The organism is Bombella pluederhausensis (assembly GCF_026385525.1).
Taxonomy (GTDB): Bacteria; Pseudomonadota; Alphaproteobacteria; order Acetobacterales; family Acetobacteraceae; genus Bombella; species Bombella pluederhausensis.
The window spans coordinates 299,737-314,300 of the sequence record NZ_JANIDY010000001.1; the positions used below are offsets into that span (position 1 = coordinate 299,737).

11 protein-coding genes are annotated in these 14,564 nt (G+C 58.1%); 9 read left to right on the top strand and 2 right to left on the bottom strand.

Translation table 11 applies throughout. The features are described from left to right. Positions 1-28: 28 nt before the first annotated feature. The 5 genes from mreC (at position 29) to NQF86_RS01350 (ending at position 5,673) form a co-directional block, all read left to right on the top strand. Positions 29-961: a rod shape-determining protein MreC gene (gene mreC / locus NQF86_RS01330; RefSeq protein WP_266115822.1), complete on the top strand. Its 933-nt coding sequence runs from the start codon at positions 29-31 to the stop codon at positions 959-961. A gap of 226 nt (positions 962-1,187) precedes the next feature. Then, on the top strand, positions 1,188-1,754 hold the full coding sequence (locus NQF86_RS01335) for a hypothetical protein (RefSeq protein WP_266115823.1): 567 nt from the start codon (positions 1,188-1,190) through the stop codon (positions 1,752-1,754). A gap of 63 nt (positions 1,755-1,817) precedes the next feature. Beyond that, positions 1,818-3,752 (top strand): penicillin-binding protein 2, encoded by a 1,935-nt coding sequence (gene mrdA / locus NQF86_RS01340; protein ID WP_407652832.1) that lies wholly within the window; start codon positions 1,818-1,820, stop codon positions 3,750-3,752. A 15-nt stretch (positions 3,753-3,767) separates the two neighbouring features. Further along, positions 3,768-4,922, top strand: coding sequence for a rod shape-determining protein RodA (rodA, locus tag NQF86_RS01345; protein WP_266115824.1), 1,155 nt, complete (start codon positions 3,768-3,770; stop codon positions 4,920-4,922). A 94-nt stretch (positions 4,923-5,016) separates the two neighbouring features. Next, positions 5,017-5,673: a LysE family translocator gene (locus NQF86_RS01350; RefSeq protein ID WP_266115825.1), complete on the top strand. Its 657-nt coding sequence runs from the start codon at positions 5,017-5,019 to the stop codon at positions 5,671-5,673. A 65-nt stretch (positions 5,674-5,738) separates the two neighbouring features. On the opposite strand, the gene glyS is transcribed toward NQF86_RS01350, so the two are convergent. Both glyS and NQF86_RS01360 read right to left on the bottom strand, forming a co-directional pair. Next, positions 5,739-7,844, bottom strand: coding sequence for a glycine--tRNA ligase subunit beta (glyS, locus tag NQF86_RS01355; protein ID WP_266115826.1), 2,106 nt, complete (start codon positions 7,842-7,844; stop codon positions 5,739-5,741). Next, positions 7,837-8,733, bottom strand: a complete 897-nt coding sequence (locus tag NQF86_RS01360; RefSeq protein WP_266115827.1) for a glycine--tRNA ligase subunit alpha — start codon at positions 8,731-8,733, stop codon at positions 7,837-7,839. Before NQF86_RS01360 ends, glyS begins: the two co-directional genes overlap by 8 nt. A gap of 262 nt (positions 8,734-8,995) precedes the next feature. Here NQF86_RS01360 and NQF86_RS01365 point away from each other — a divergent pair, with 262 nt between their 5' ends. The 4 genes from NQF86_RS01365 (at position 8,996) to aspS (ending at position 14,539) form a co-directional block, all read left to right on the top strand. After that, complete coding sequence (locus NQF86_RS01365; RefSeq protein ID WP_266115828.1) at positions 8,996-9,796, top strand: DUF2076 domain-containing protein; 801 nt, start codon at positions 8,996-8,998, stop codon at positions 9,794-9,796. 2 nt (positions 9,797-9,798) lie between these two features. Further along, entirely contained in the window at positions 9,799-11,448 is a 1,650-nt protein-coding gene (locus NQF86_RS01370; RefSeq protein WP_266115829.1) for an FAD-dependent oxidoreductase, read from the top strand. Positions 11,449-11,819: 371 nt separating this feature from the next. Continuing rightward, a complete protein-coding gene (locus NQF86_RS01375; RefSeq protein ID WP_266115830.1) occupies positions 11,820-12,599 on the top strand; it encodes a GNAT family N-acetyltransferase in 780 nt (259 codons plus the stop codon). 119 nt (positions 12,600-12,718) lie between these two features. Next, positions 12,719-14,539, top strand: coding sequence for an aspartate--tRNA ligase (gene aspS / locus NQF86_RS01380; protein WP_266115831.1), 1,821 nt, complete (start codon positions 12,719-12,721; stop codon positions 14,537-14,539). Positions 14,540-14,564: the final 25 nt, after the last annotated feature.

Genomic DNA, 14,564 nt, shown 5'->3' on the forward strand with positions numbered 1-14,564 from the left:
GAGCCGAGGGAAAAGGAGTGGCCATTTCATGATCTCCATCCATACACGTCAGCTTTTGTCCGGGCTGGTTCTGCCGGTTATGGTCTTTCTGGCTGTGGGGGTCATGCTTGCCGGGCAGATATGGTCGGGTAAAGCCATACAGCTGCGTATGGCAGCGGCGAGGGAAGTCGGGTCTGTCTATCAGGCGCTGCTGTTCCCGCAGAAACAGTTTCAGAAATGGCAGTTGACATTGCAGGGGGTCGGGGACCTTCTGGCTGCCAATGCGCGCCTGCGTAAAGAGAATGGCCAGCTTGCCTACTGGTATGGCGAGGCGCAGACGCTCCGTCAGGAAAATGCCCGTCTGAAGGCCGTCCTGCATTGGGGGGCTGAGGACAGTCGGGATTATGTCAGTGGTTGGGTTGTCCGGGATGAAAGTGGCCCCTATCTGAGGGCTGTCCTTCTGGATGTTGGCGATCATCAGGTGCAGCAGGGTAGTCTCGCTGTGGATGCTGTCGGGCTTGTCGGGCGTGTCAGCGAGGTCGGTCCGCATGTCGTGCGGGTGCTGCTCATTGAGGATGCTGCCAGCCGTATTCCTGTCACGCTACAGAATAGTGGTGGGGATGCGATGATGATCGGTGACAATACGCCTTATCCCCGCCTCATGTATTACAGTCAGAGTCGTCTGCCTGAAGAAGGCGAACATATCGTCACACGGGGGCAGACGGGCCTTACGGGCGGGGTGTCGGTCGGGCATGTGCATTATCTCGCACCGGGGCAGCCTGTTGTTGTGCCCGATGCGGCTCTGGAACGTCTGGAACTCGTGCGGATTTTTGATGGTGCCTTCATGCTGGAAGCGCCACCGAGTGCGGGCCGTGTGCGTGAAAAACCGCCTTTGCTGCCAGACCATCATGATGGCGAAGCGCCTTCAAACTGGCAGAATCTACGGCGCTTTTTGCCATTTTCATCCTTGAGAAATGGCTGACAGAGTACTTCTGTCACAAATTAACCATATTATCGCCATCTGATTAAACGACCTGTTGCCATTAATGGCCTATAGGAATGTTGGTTTCCTCACGGACCGGGCCGGAAAGGGGCAGAAATTGTCCCCAAGGCACGGTCTGTTCCGTAAGGGGTTTGCTTTCTGGGGGAAAGGACATTATCCCCGGGGAAGACAAGCGGGGCGGTAAAAACAGCAACGGGTGCAGGGCATGGCATTACGGTTGGAACAGGGGCGGCTGGACCATGAAGCACTGGAAGGTGTGCGTCAGCGTAAGCTGATGGTCCGGGTGCGGCGTAAGCTGTCACCCTGTGTCGTTATGGTGTTTCTGGCCTTTGTTCTGTCAGCGCCTTTTGGTATTCTGGGTCAGACGGAACTTCAGACAGCCCTGACACTGGGTACGGTCTGGTTCTGGGCCCTGTATCGTCCTGCCTTCATGCCGCTGCTGGGTCTGTTCTGTAGTGGTCTGGTGATCGAGCTTTTCAGCGCTAATCCGCCCGGTGTCCTTCTGTTCTGGATGCTGGTGGCTTATGGGGTGGCGCATGGCTGCCGGGTCGGGCTGTCCCGCCGTGGTTTTCTTCTGTCATGGACACTGTACGGGCTGATCGTTCTGGGGGAGGCGCTGACGGACTGGGTCCTCATGGTGATCCGGGTTCGGGGGGCTCTTTCGGTCTATCCCATCGTGTTTCAGGAAGCGCTGGCCGTTGGGAGCTATCCCTTCCTTCATGTTCTTTACCTATGGGGGCTCTCCGTTATGGAAAAACATGACAGACTGTAATAGACTGCGCTCAAGAAGCCTTGAGATTTCTTTTTTAATCCTTCTTTAAGTGTATATTGAACAATGTTCTTCCGGCGTGATGAAACTCGTCCGCCATTTCGGAAACGGAGTGGTCCAGCAGCCGACCTGCCCTTCTCAGAGGAACAGGCCGTTGGCGGGGGTATGTTCACACGCCGTGCCCTGCTTCTTCTGGCCGCTCAGGCAGGCGTTATGGGGACGCTGGCACACCATCTTTATGAGATGCAGGTTGTTCATGGCGATGAGCTGAAAGAACAGGCCCGCCGCAACCGGACAAGCCGCCGTCAGATCGCCCCAGCCCGTGGGGAGATTTACGATCGCTGTGGTGTGCTTCTGGCTGGTAACAGGCCGAACTGGCGTGCGCTTGTCATGGCGGAGGAAACGACCGACCTTCAGGCTGTCGTGGATCGTTTCGCTACAATCGTGCCTCTGGATGACCGTGACCGGGCCCGGATTGAGCGGGACCGCAAACATATTCGCCGTTATGTGCCGCTCACCCTCAAAGAGTTTCTGACATGGGATGACGTGGCCCGTCTGGGGCTGAATGCGCCGACTCTTCCCGGTGTCCTGATTGATGTGGGTACGACCCGTGAATATCCTTTCAAGGAACTTCTGGCTCATATCATCGGCTATGTAGCACCGCCGAATGAGACGGACGTGCAGCGTGATGGCATCATGGCACTGCCGGGCATGAAGGTGGGCCGGGCCGGACTGGAGCAGACGCAGGAAGTTCACCTGCGTGGCATGCCCGGGACGGTGGAAATGGAAGTTAACGCCTATGGTCGGGTCATGGGCGAGCTGGAACGTGTGGAAGGCCAGCCGGGCGCTCGCCTTGAGCTGACACTCGATACTGCCTTGCAGAGCCGCATAAGGGAGCGCATTGGCGACCGTGTAGCCAGTGCCGTGGTGATGGATTGTCGGAATGGCGAGGTGATGGGGCTGGTCAGCACGCCTTCCTTCGATCCGACACTCTTTGATGGTGGAATCAGTCGTACTCAGTGGAATGCTCTGATTACGGATCAGGGCACGCCTCTGGTGGATAAGGCTGTCTCAGGTCTCTACCCGCCGGGATCGACCTTCAAGCCTGCCGTGGCACTTGCGGCGCTGAAGTCACATGCCATCACGGCGTCCGAGCGTTTTTCATGTCCGGGCTATTACGACATGGGGGGCGTGCGCTTCCATTGCTGGAGCCGTTATGGGCATGGGGCCATCAACCTGCATCAGGCCCTGAAATATTCGTGTGACGTCTATTTCTATCAGGTGGCCCGCCGCTGTGGCATGGAGGCCATTCACGAGGCCGCTGCCACGCTGGGGCTGGATGGCTCCCTGCCGATAGAGCTGCCGCATATGCGGGCAGGGTCCGTTCCCACGCCGGAAATGCGGCGGAAACATGGGCATCACTGGAATGGTGGTGACACGGTTAATGCCGGGATCGGGCAGGGGCTGGTGCAGACGACCCCTCTGGCTTTGGCGACCTATGCGTCTCGTTTGGCAACAGGGCGGCTTGTGCAGCCGCATCTTTTGCGGTCGGTGAGTAATCAGCCTGTCGCACAGGGGTTTGAGCCTCTGCCTTTTGCCAATGAGTTTCTGGCAGCCGCACGAAGCGGCATGTTTGCTGTGGTGAATGAACCGCAGGGGACAGCGCCCGCCGCACGTCTGAATCTGCCTGGCGTGCAGATGGCCGGGAAGACCGGGTCGGCACAGGTGCGGAATGTACCGAGGGCTTTGCGTGAGAGCGGACATTTCAACTCCATGAATCTGCCGTGGCAGTATCGGCCTCATGCGCTGTTCATCTGCTTTGCGCCCTATGACAATCCCCGCTATGCGGTATCTGTTGTGGTGGAACACGGCAATGCTGGTGCCACGGAGGCCGCTCCGCTGGCGGCGCAGATCATGACGGACACGCTCGTCAGAGACCCGGCAAGTCGTACGTCACTTTCCAGAGGTGTGGTCGCACGGGCTGACGGGCTGGATGAGTAAAAAGAAGGGGGTGCCATGTCGCTGAAGGACTTTACTGTCCCCCGCACGGCCCGCCGTCTGCTGCGGGCAGAACCAAACCTGCGTATGTTCTCCCGGCTCTGGCAGATCAACTGGTTCTTCGTGCTGCTCATCTGCTGTCTGGCGGGGGTGGGGTATGTTGCCCTTTATTCTGCCGGTGGTGGGCGGGCGGAGGCTTTTGCCCAGCCCCAGCTTATCCGCTTCTGTTTCGGGCTGCTCATGATGCTGGGTGTGGCTCTGGCCAGCCCACGGGTCCTGCGGATGCTCTCCGTGCCCATTTACGGGCTGTCCATCCTGCTTCTGGCTCTGGTGTTGAAGATGGGGCATGTGGGCAAGGGGGCAGAACGCTGGATTAATCTGGGGGGCTTTCAGTTCCAGCCTTCTGAGTTCTCCAAGATTGCACTGGTTCTTATGCTCTCGACATGGTTTTACCGTATCGGGCGGGACCGTATGGGTAATCCGTTACGGCTCATCATTCCCGCCCTTCTGACGCTGCTGCCGGTCGTGCTGGTGCTGAAAGAGCCCAATCTGGGGACGGCAACTATTGTAGGGGTGATCGGGGCCTCGCTGTTCTTTGCTGCTGGAATGCGTTGGTGGCAGATCATTCTATTGGTTTCTCCACTGCCGTTTCTGGGGCCATTTATTTACAATCATCTTCATGATTATCAGAAGGCCCGGATTGATACCTTCCTGCATCCCGAACATGACCCGTTAGGGGCGGGGTACAATATCCTTCAGTCCCGCATTGCTCTGGGGGCCGGGGGGCGTTGGGGGCAGGGCTATCTGCATGGCACGCAGGGTCAGCTGAGCTTCCTGCCTGAGAAGCAGACAGACTTCATCTTTACCATGATTGGGGAAGAATGGGGGTATGTGGGCGGTGTCGCCGTGATCGGGCTTCTGTTCCTCATCATGCTGAGCAGTATGTTGATCGCCTTGCGCTGTCGTAACCGTTTCGGGCGGTTGGTCGGGCTGGGCATTGCCATGGATTTCTTCCTCTATTGCGTGGTGAATCTTTCCATGGTCATGGGGGTCATTCCCGTTGGGGGTGTGCCGCTGCCGCTGATTTCCTACGGGGGGTCAGCCATGCTGACCATGATGTTCGGTTTCGGGCTGCTGCTGTCGAGCTGGGTGCATCGGGATGACCCGGATTGACCGCTATTGGCACTGATGGGGCGTAAGCCTATCTAGGGAGGGATCAGGTACGGTCTTTCCCGTGGCCTGTTTCTCTGTCAGGTAGCTGTTTCTTATGCATCAGTGGTTTCTTCCTCTGCTGGCCTTCACGACCGCAGCGGCGATCTTCACCGTCACGCCGGGGTTGGACTCCGTCATGGTTCTGCGGACGGCGGCGTCCGATGGGCGGCGGGCCGGTATTGGGGCGATTTTTGGCATTGCCGTAGGGCTGAGTGTCTGGGGGCTTGCCGCCGCTTTCGGGCTGACGGCCCTTCTGGCTGCTTCATCCACGGCGTTTCTGGTCGTGAAATGTGTTGGGGCTGTATATCTGGTCTGGATGGGCGCAAGCCAGCTCTTGCGGCCCCGTATGGCCCTGACGACCGAAGCCGGGCCGGAACAGGCCAGACTGGTGGATCATCGCAATGCGTTCTGGCCGGGTTTCCGCCGAGGTCTGCTGACGGACCTGCTCAACCCCAAGGCGGGTATTTTTGTCATCACCTTCTTTCCGCAGTTCATTCCGCCTGAGACCAATGTGGTGACGTTTACGCTGGTGCAGGTGGTCATTCAGGTGCTGTTGACCTTCATATGGTTGGGGCTGCTGGTGGCGCTGACGGTACCGCTGGCGCAGTTCTTCAACCGGCCCGTGGTGGTGCGCCGTCTGGACCGGCTGACCGGGCTGGTATTCATTGCTTTCGGGGCCAAGATATTCCTGACGGATAATCCGTCTCACTGAAGAAAAAAGGCCGACAGGATAATGCCCTGTCGGCCTTTTTCATGTTCTGGCAATGAGGCCAGTAATCAGCCTTCGATGCGGCCGAAATCAGCAATCAGCTGACCATTCCGGCTGAAGGCTGAAAGCAGACGCAGGCGGTTGAGACGCTGGCCTGCATCATCAGCATTAACCGTCACAGCCTCGAAGAAGCGGTCCATGATGGGGCGCAGGGCCGCAAGATGCTGCATGGCACTGGTGAAGTCATCCTCTGCCAGACTGGCCGTGATTTTCGGCCCGGCATCATTCAGGGCAGCGTCAAGCTTACGTTCTTCATCCTGCGCATAAAGGGCAGCGTCCGGTGCCTGATGATGAGGCCCGTCCTTCTTTTCCTCAATGCGGAGGATGTTGGTGGCACGGCGATAGGCTGCCAGAAGGTTCCGGCCATCCTCCGTGCCCATCATGTCAGACAGGGCTTCCACACGGCTGAGCAGGCGGACGAGGTCGCCATCCAGATGGTCGGTGAACAGGCTTCTGTCTTCCTGCACCTGTGTGACGGCCAGTGTGGCATCCAGCACGTCATGACGGCGGCCTTCATTGCGGAGCTGAACCCGGAGCCGGTCGGTGAAGAAGGCTTCCAGCTCATCAAGGGCAGAGTCCTTGCCTTCCTTGTCCGCATAGGCTTCCGCTGCTCTGGAGAGCAGGCTGCCGAGGTCGATGCGCAGGCCGTTATCCCGAATGGTGCGGATGACGCCAAGAGCGGCACGGCGCAGACCGTACGGGTCGCCGGAGCCGCTGGGTGTTTCGCCAATGGTAAAGAACCCGGCCAGCATATCCAGCCGGTCAGCCAGAGCCACGGCAACGGAGACGGGCGCACTTGCCGTGCCATCCTGCAACCCACGGGGCATATAATGTTCGGCTACGGCCTGAGCGACCTCTGGGGCCTCACCGTCATGAGCGGCATAATAACCGCCCATCACGCCCTGAAGCTCGGGGAACTCACCCACCATGCCGGTCGTCAGGTCGGCCTTGGCGAGCAGACCTGCCCGTTCGGCGTGTTTCACCTGTGCGTCATCCAGCCCCATGGCCTTGGCGATGATGCCTGCCAGAGTGCTGATGCGCTGTGTCCGTTCTTCCTGCGTGCCCAGCTTGGCATGGAAGGTCACGAGCTTCAGGGCTTCAACACGGTCGGCCAGTTTCGTCTTGCGGTCGAGGTCCCAGAAATGGCGGGCATCAGCGAAGCGGGCTCGCAGAACCCGTTCATTTCCGGCAATGCAGAGCGTGCCACCATCACTGAAAGTCTGGTTGGCCACGAAGGCGAAATAAGGGGCCGCTCTGCCGTCCTGCGTGCGCAGGGCGAAGTACCGCTGATTGACCCGCATGGAGACCTGCATGACTTCCGGCGGAAGGTCCATGAAGGCATCATCAATACGGCCCAGCAGGGGGACGGGATATTCCACCAGCCCGCTGACTTCCTGAACCAGCCCTTCATCCTCAACCAGCGTCAGGCCCTTGTCCTTGGCCAGCTTGCGGACGCCCTCACGGATGAGGTCAGCCCGTTTTGTCTCGTTGATGACAACATGGCGGGCTTCCAGCTCTTTCAGCCACTGCTCGGTACTGGTGACGGTGAAGGTACCGGGGGAAAGGATACGGTGGCCTTCGCTCACATTACCGCTTTTCAGTCCGTGGGCATCGTCATCCTGACGGGCCAGAGAGAAGGGAACAGTCTGTCCATCCAGCAGGCAGGCAATGTGATGGAGCGGGCGCACCCATGTGAACAGGGAGCCGTTACCCCAGCGCATCGCCTTGGGCCATGGGAATTTCCAGAGCAGGTCCGGCAGCTGCTCGGCAATCAGCTCGGCAGCCTTGACCGGCGGCAGGGTGCGGTTGAGCATCCAGAAGCCGTTTTCTTTCGTCAGCTCGTCAGGGCTGACGCCATGCTTGCGGGAGAACCCGGCCAGAGCCTTTTCAGGAGCGTTCTCCCGTGGGCCACGCTCGGAAATGGTGCGGGTCGGGATGCTCTCATCCACCTCAAGGCTGGCGGCGATGTGACGGGCACCGTAGAAGCTGCGGATGTTGCGGGGGTTCAGGTCGGCGAGGGCCTGTTCCAGCAGGCGGGCGAGGTCCTCGGCAGCACGGGCCTGCATCCCGGAGGGGATTTCTTCGCAGAACAGGTCAAGAAGCAGTTCAGCCATGGGTGGTTTCCTCCTCATCGCCAGCAAGCCACGCTTCGCAGGCGGCCTTGGCCAGTGTACGCACACGCCCGATATAGGAGGCACGTTCTGAAACAGAAATGACGCCCCGTGCATCCAGCAGATTGAACAGATGAGAGGCCTTCAGGCACTGGTCATAGGCGGGCTGGGCCACACCGGCCTCAGAGAGGCGGATGGACTCGGCTTCAGCAGCCTTGAACTGGGCAAGCAGCATGTCCGTATCGGCCAGCTCGAAATTATGCCGTGAATAATCCCGTTCGGCCCGGAGGAACACATCCCCATAGGTCAGGCCCCGGCCATTGAAGTCGAGGTCATAGACATTCTCAACCCCCTGCACATACATGGCCAGACGCTCCAGCCCGTAGGTCAGCTCGGTGGAGGGGACAACGGTGGGAATACCGCCAACCTGCTGGAAGTAGGTGAACTGCGTGACTTCCATCCCGTCACACCAGACTTCCCAGCCGAGACCCCATGCGCCGATTGTGGGGTTCTCCCAGTCATCTTCCACAAAGCGGATATCATGCTTTTCAGGGTCAATCCCGATGGCCCGATAGCTTTCCAGCAGCAGCTCCTGACTCTCCTGCGGCGTGGGTTTGAGCAGTACCTGATACTGGTAATAATGCTGAAGGCGGTTCGGGTTTTCACCATAACGGCCATCAGACGGGCGGCGGCAGGGCTGCACATAGGCGGCAGCCCACGGCTTGCGCCCCAGTGCCCGCAGGGTCGTGTGAGGGGAAAGTGTGCCTGCACCAAGCTCGGTATCGTAAGGCTGAAGAATGGCGCAGCCCTTCTGTGACCAGAACTGATGAAGACGCAGGATCAGGTCCTGAAAGCAGGGGGGCCGGGATGTGGACAATTCACTAGGCTCCATTAACGTAAAGATGCCTCCACATTACAGGATGACAGGTCTGATCACCAGCTTGCAGAGGCATAGGGGGCTAAAGAAGTTGGCTTTTCTGGCCGATGATGTCTTAAAATGCTCTTTATGGGGGCTCTGTTCACGGTAAAGGGGCCTTGCGGGTGACGTGGAGCTGTATCATATCTTGGGGGATAAGGAGCAGTACGTCCCGTGATGCTTCCGGCTGGTGCCGGAGGGGGAGAGCTGCGCAGCAGTTGTGAAGGACAGCACGCCCATGAACTCGGAAGAACGTGATCTCATAAGCCGCTTTGTCGCCCGTGTTGGTGGGGGGATCGGGCTGCCGAATGGTCAGGGGCCATCATCCCTGCCGCCTATCGACCCGGAGGCAGACCGTTTCATTGCCGATAATTTCCAGCGTTTCCCGGAAGCCCGTTATCGCATCACGCAGCTGGCTGTCGTGCAGGAGGCCGCCCTGTCGCAGGCACAGGCCCGTATCCGGGACCTTGAGTTTCAGCTTCAGCAGGCCAGAGGGCAGCTTGCTCAGCTTCAGCAGCAGTCCGGTGGTCAGCAGAGTAGCGGGCAGTCTGGGGGCTTTTTCTCCGGGTTGTTTGGCCGGGGGCAGACAGCTTCTGCACCGCCGCCGCGTGGGGCATCCCTGCCGCCGGGCTGGGGACCGGCCTCTGGTGCGGCTGCGCCTGAAATGGGGCGGAGCTATGCCCCGCCGCCGGGTTATCAGCCGGGTATGTTTGCACGTTCTGGCTCCGGCTTTCTCGGGTCGGCACTGTCCACAGCGGCAGGTGTGGCCGGTGGTATGATGGCCGCTCATGCTCTGGAGGGGCTGTTCTCCGGGGAGCATGGCCATGCCGCAGGTATGGGAGATGCTGGAGCCGGTGATGGGTTCAGTGAGACGACCATCATCAATAATTACGGCGATAACAACTATTCAGACCCGTTTGCCGGGCCGGGGCAGGATGCCAGCGGTTTCTCTCCGCAGGATTTTGGCCCGCAGGAAGCGCCCGTGGATAATGGCGGCGATTTCGGCAGTGACGGTGCCGACCGGGACGACTTCTTCTGAGCGTGACAGAGACCAGAGAAGGGACAGGACACCGCACCATGGAACAAGCTCCACGGCCCGTTCTTGGGCCTGATGCCAGTGATGCTGATACGACTTTGCCGGATCAGACCCTGTATGATGTCGCCGCTGTGGAGGATATTAAGGAAGGTGAAGTCCTGTCCGTTATCCTTAAGGAGCAGTCCATTGCGCTGGTGAAGGTCGGTGACGAGGTGCGTGCTCTTGGCGGGCGCTGCCCGCATAAGGGAGCACCTCTGCGAGGGCGGCTGCACTGCCAGAGCAAGGTTCATGGGGATGTGCTTGTCTGCCCATGGCATAAGGCTGTGCTTGGCGTGGAAGATGGGCGTGTGAAAGAGCCTGTCGCCTTTTCGGGCCTGCCTGTTTATCCCGTCCGTCTGGTGGAGGGGCGTGTGCTCGTGGGGAGCAGCCCTGTAAGGCAGGCACCCGTTGAAAAACGGCAGGAAGATGAGTCTGTTCTTGTTCTCGGTGGTGGTGCGGCGGGAGCCAGCGCCATCTATACCTTGCGTGAAGAAGGGTTTGCGGGCCGCATCATCCTGATTGGTGATGAGGGAACCCCACCTTATGACCGCCCGGCCTTGAGCAAAGGTATTTTTCTGGGAGGACCGGACAAGGTACAGCCTGCATTGCTGCTGAATGAGGAGTTCTATGCTCATCATGAGGTCATTCGTGTGCAGGGTACTGTAGCGGCTCTGGATTGTGATGCCCGCCGTGTTCAGTTGGATGATGGGCGGGACTATCAGGCGGATCATGTGCTTGTTGCGACCGGGGGACGTCCAGCACGCCCTGAGCTGCCGGGGATTGATCTGGAGGGTGTCCTGACCCTTCATGATGTTCGTGATGCACGGAAGATTTCGGAGAGCATTACGGGGGATCAGGCCGTCATCCTGATTGGTGGCGGGCTGACGGCGCTGGAGCTTGCTTCTGCCCTGCGGCAGAAGGGGGCAGGTGTGACCATCATTGCTCCAGAACATCCCGTACCGATGGAAGCCCAATGGGGGCGGGAAGTCGGGCAGATTCTGCTGCGTCTGCACGCTGATAATGGTGTGGCCTTTGTCAGCGATACCGCCGTTGTGGGCATCTATGGTGCGAAGCATGTGGAAGGGGTAGAGCTTGAAGATGGCATGAAGCTACCCTGCACACATGTGCTTGTTGCTGTTGGTAACCGGCCCTGTCGTGACTTCCTGCCTATGCCGCTGGGTGGAGGCGAAGAAGGGGCCATGCCCGGCATTGTGGTGGATGAGGAGATGCGGATACAGCCCGGCATCTATGCCGCAGGGGATGTGGCGACCTTCCGCCGTGAGAGTGGCCTGTGCCGGATCGAACATTGGCGTCAGGCGCAGATAGAAGGGCGTGCCGCGGCACGCAGTATTCTCGGTCTGCCCCGTCAGCCCATGCCGGTACCTTGGTACTGGACACAGCAGTTTGGCAAGAAGATTGAATATATTGGCTGGGGCGAGCCGTTTGACAGTGTCCTTATAGAAGGAGACCTCGGCAGCTTTGACTTTATGGCGGCATACATGCAGGGCCAGAAAGTTGTGGCACTTGTTTCTGCTGGTCGGGCTTCTGCCATGGCACGGGCTGCTGTGGATTTTGAAGGGTTCGTGGCACGGGAAGTCAAAACAAGCATTGTATGATGCGGTGGGGGAGGGCTCGGACCAGAGTCCTCTCCTGACTTCTGGCGTTATCTTTTACTGATACTAGATTGCAATAAGTAATGTTATAACGTTCTTTAGTTATAAGTTTGATGGATGCAGAACACTAAAATTATTATTAATACCTGTCTGTCAGCTTAGATGGTAGAGGGAGTCATCCACTTTCCATTTGGCTGGCTTCCATGACTGATAATGTATTTTCTACTGATAATAGACCTATTTTTCATCAGGATTGGTGGCTTTCCACAGCAAGTCGTGAGACATTTTCTTCCATAGACATAGAGATGGGTGGAAAGATTGTATCTCGTTTCCCATTCGTACAGAAAAACGTACTAGGCTCCCCCATTATCAGGATGCCGAAATATACACGGACACTTGGCCCTTACCTGACATTACCGCCCTCCAAGACATTCCGGTATGAGCAGAATATCCGGCATGTTGTGGAAAGGACGGTCGCCAGCCTCCCTAAACATCACGGCGTACATTTCTTTTTGGACCCGGATAATGATTCAGCCTTCGCCTTCCGGCTGGCAGGGTACAGGGTTGTTCAGGATTTCACGTTCCGTATCCTGCCTGAAAAATCTCTGGAAACGGTTTGGCAGGATTGTGACCAGAAAACACGTAATCTGATACGGACAGCCGATAAAAAACTGTCTGTCCAGCAATCTGGCAGTGCCGAGGCCTTTATTGCTCTGGCTAAACGGGAACAACCGCACAGCCATCATGATTATCCACTACTGAAAGCCCTGTTTGACGAAGCCCATAAGCGGGATCAGGCTATCGCTTTATATGCATACGATCAGGATGATCTTGTTTCGGCAGCACTGCTGATCTGGGATGGTAGAACATTATATTATTGGCAGTCTGTCCGGTCCCGCCGTTCCAGAGTGCCGGGCATGAACATGCTGCTGATCTGGAAGGCCATTGAATATGCTAAGGAACGAAATCTGATTTTTGATTTTGATGGGTTTGGTTCTGTTCGTACGGCGAAAATGCTGGCCAGTTTTGGGCAAAAACCCGTTACACGATCAGAAATCCGCTTCGGTACGCCTGTTTACAAGATGAAGCGCTATGCCATTGATCTGCTCAAGCGTTACATCCTCAGAAAATACAAAGGCTATGACCTGTATTGAACCCCAGAGGAACGCTGAATAGGATTGGCTTTTCCCCCATGATTGCGGTAGGGAACAGCCTTAGAGACGGGCTGCGTTCAGAGCGTGGCCGCATAAAGACATTGACGAGGTTTGAATCCATGCACCAGTACCGTACCCATTTCTGTAACGCCTTGCGTGCTGATGATGCAGGTAAGACCGTGCGGTTGTCTGGCTGGATTCACAGCAAGCGGGATCATGGCGGGCTGCTGTTTATCGACCTGCGTGACAGCCATGGCGTGACACAGATCGTCATTCCGTCCGAAGGGGCTTTGCTGGAGAAGGCCGAGCGCCTGCGTGTGGAAAGCGTCATCACCGTGACGGGTGAGGTCGTGGTGCGTGAAGACGGCCAGCGTAACCCGTCCCTGCCGACTGGTGACGTGGAAGTGCGTGCCAGTGAGATTGATGTGCAGTCCCGTGCTGAAGTTCTGCCGTTTCAGGTGGCAGGGCAGGAGAACTATCCTGAAGATCTGCGCCTGAAATACCGTTATATCGATCTGCGCCGTGAAAAGATGCACCGCAACATCCTGCTCCGCAGTCAGGTCATTACCAGCCTGCGCCGCCGCATGGTCGAGCAGGGTTTCACGGAGTTCCAGACCCCCATTCTGACGGCATCTTCACCGGAAGGGGCACGGGACTTTCTCGTTCCGGCCCGTCTGCATCCGGGCAAGTTCTATGCCCTGCCGCAGGCTCCGCAGCAGTTCAAACAGCTGGCCATGGTGGCCGGGTTTGACCGTTATTTCCAGATTGCTCCCTGCTTCCGTGACGAGGCCTCCCGTGCGGATCGCAGCCCCGGCGAGTTCTATCAGCTCGACTTTGAAATGTCCTTTGCCACGCAGGAAGACATCTTTGCTGTGCTGGAGCCGGTGCTGGCTGGCGTCTTCAATGAATTCACGCCGGAAGGCTGGAAGATCACGGAAGGAGCCTTTCCCCGTATCGCCTATGCCGATGCCATGCGTGATTACGGGTCCGACAAGCCGGACCTGCGTAACCCGCTCATCATCAAGGATGTGACGGAACAGTTTGCTGATTCCGGCTTTGGTCTGTTCGCCCGTATTGCGGCCTCTGGTGGTCGGGTGCGTGCCATTCCGGCTCCGGGTGCTGGTAGCCGTCCCCGTGCGTTCTTCGACAAGCTCAACAACTGGGCACGGGATCAGGGTGCCGGTGGTCTTGGCTACATCATTTTTGATGAGGAAGGCGGCAAAGGGCCGATCGCCAAGAATCTGGAAGCCGACCGGGTCGAGAAGATCCGTGAAATCTGTGGCCTGAAGGCTGGGGATGCGGTCTTCTTTGCTGCTGGCAAGGGTGATGAGGTCGTCAAGTTCTCCGGCGTGGTGCGGACGAAGATTGCGACTGATCTGGAGCTGATCGAGCAGAATGCCTTCCGCTTCTGCTGGGTCGTGGATTTCCCGATGTATGAGCGCAACGAGGAAACGGGCGAGATCGATTTCTCTCACAACCCGTTCTCCATGCCGCAGGGCGGTCTGGAAGCCCTGAATACGCAGGACCCGCTGACCATCAAGGCCTATCAGTATGATATCGTCTGTAACGGTGTGGAACTGTCTTCTGGTGCCGTGCGTAACCATCTGCCGGATGTGATGCTGCGGGCCTTCGAGATTGCCGGTTATGGCCCGGATGTGGTGGAGGCCCGCTTTGGTGGGATGCTCAATGCGTTCCGCTATGGTGCCCCACCGCATGGTGGTGCTGCGCCGGGTGTGGACCGTATCGTCATGCTGCTGGCCGATGAGCCGAACATCCGTGAGGTCATTCTGTTCCCGCTGAACCAGAGCGGTGAGGACCTGATGATGGAAGCTCCGGCTCCGGTCGAGCCTGCCCGTCTGAAGGAACTGTCCCTCAAGCTGGACCTGCCCAAGCCGAAGCCTTCCGCTGGTGGTAGCAAGGCTCAGGAAAAGCAGGGCTGATTCTGACCTGATATGAAATGGAAAG

Coding starts and splice junctions, on each gene's coding strand:
- glyS (WP_266115826.1), bottom strand. CDS start 7,844: ATGGCTGAACTGCTTCTTGACCTGTTCTGCGAAGAAATCCCCTCCGGG.
- NQF86_RS01350 (WP_266115825.1), top strand. CDS start 5,017: ATGCATCAGTGGTTTCTTCCTCTGCTGGCCTTCACGACCGCAGCGGCG.
- rodA (WP_266115824.1), top strand. CDS start 3,768: ATGTCGCTGAAGGACTTTACTGTCCCCCGCACGGCCCGCCGTCTGCTG.
- mreC (WP_266115822.1), top strand. CDS start 29: ATGATCTCCATCCATACACGTCAGCTTTTGTCCGGGCTGGTTCTGCCG.
- mrdA (WP_407652832.1), top strand. CDS start 1,818: ATGTTCTTCCGGCGTGATGAAACTCGTCCGCCATTTCGGAAACGGAGT.
- NQF86_RS01335 (WP_266115823.1), top strand. CDS start 1,188: ATGGCATTACGGTTGGAACAGGGGCGGCTGGACCATGAAGCACTGGAA.
- NQF86_RS01365 (WP_266115828.1), top strand. CDS start 8,996: ATGAACTCGGAAGAACGTGATCTCATAAGCCGCTTTGTCGCCCGTGTT.
- NQF86_RS01360 (WP_266115827.1), bottom strand. CDS start 8,733: ATGGAGCCTAGTGAATTGTCCACATCCCGGCCCCCCTGCTTTCAGGAC.
- NQF86_RS01375 (WP_266115830.1), top strand. CDS start 11,820: ATGCCGAAATATACACGGACACTTGGCCCTTACCTGACATTACCGCCC.
- aspS (WP_266115831.1), top strand. CDS start 12,719: ATGCACCAGTACCGTACCCATTTCTGTAACGCCTTGCGTGCTGATGAT.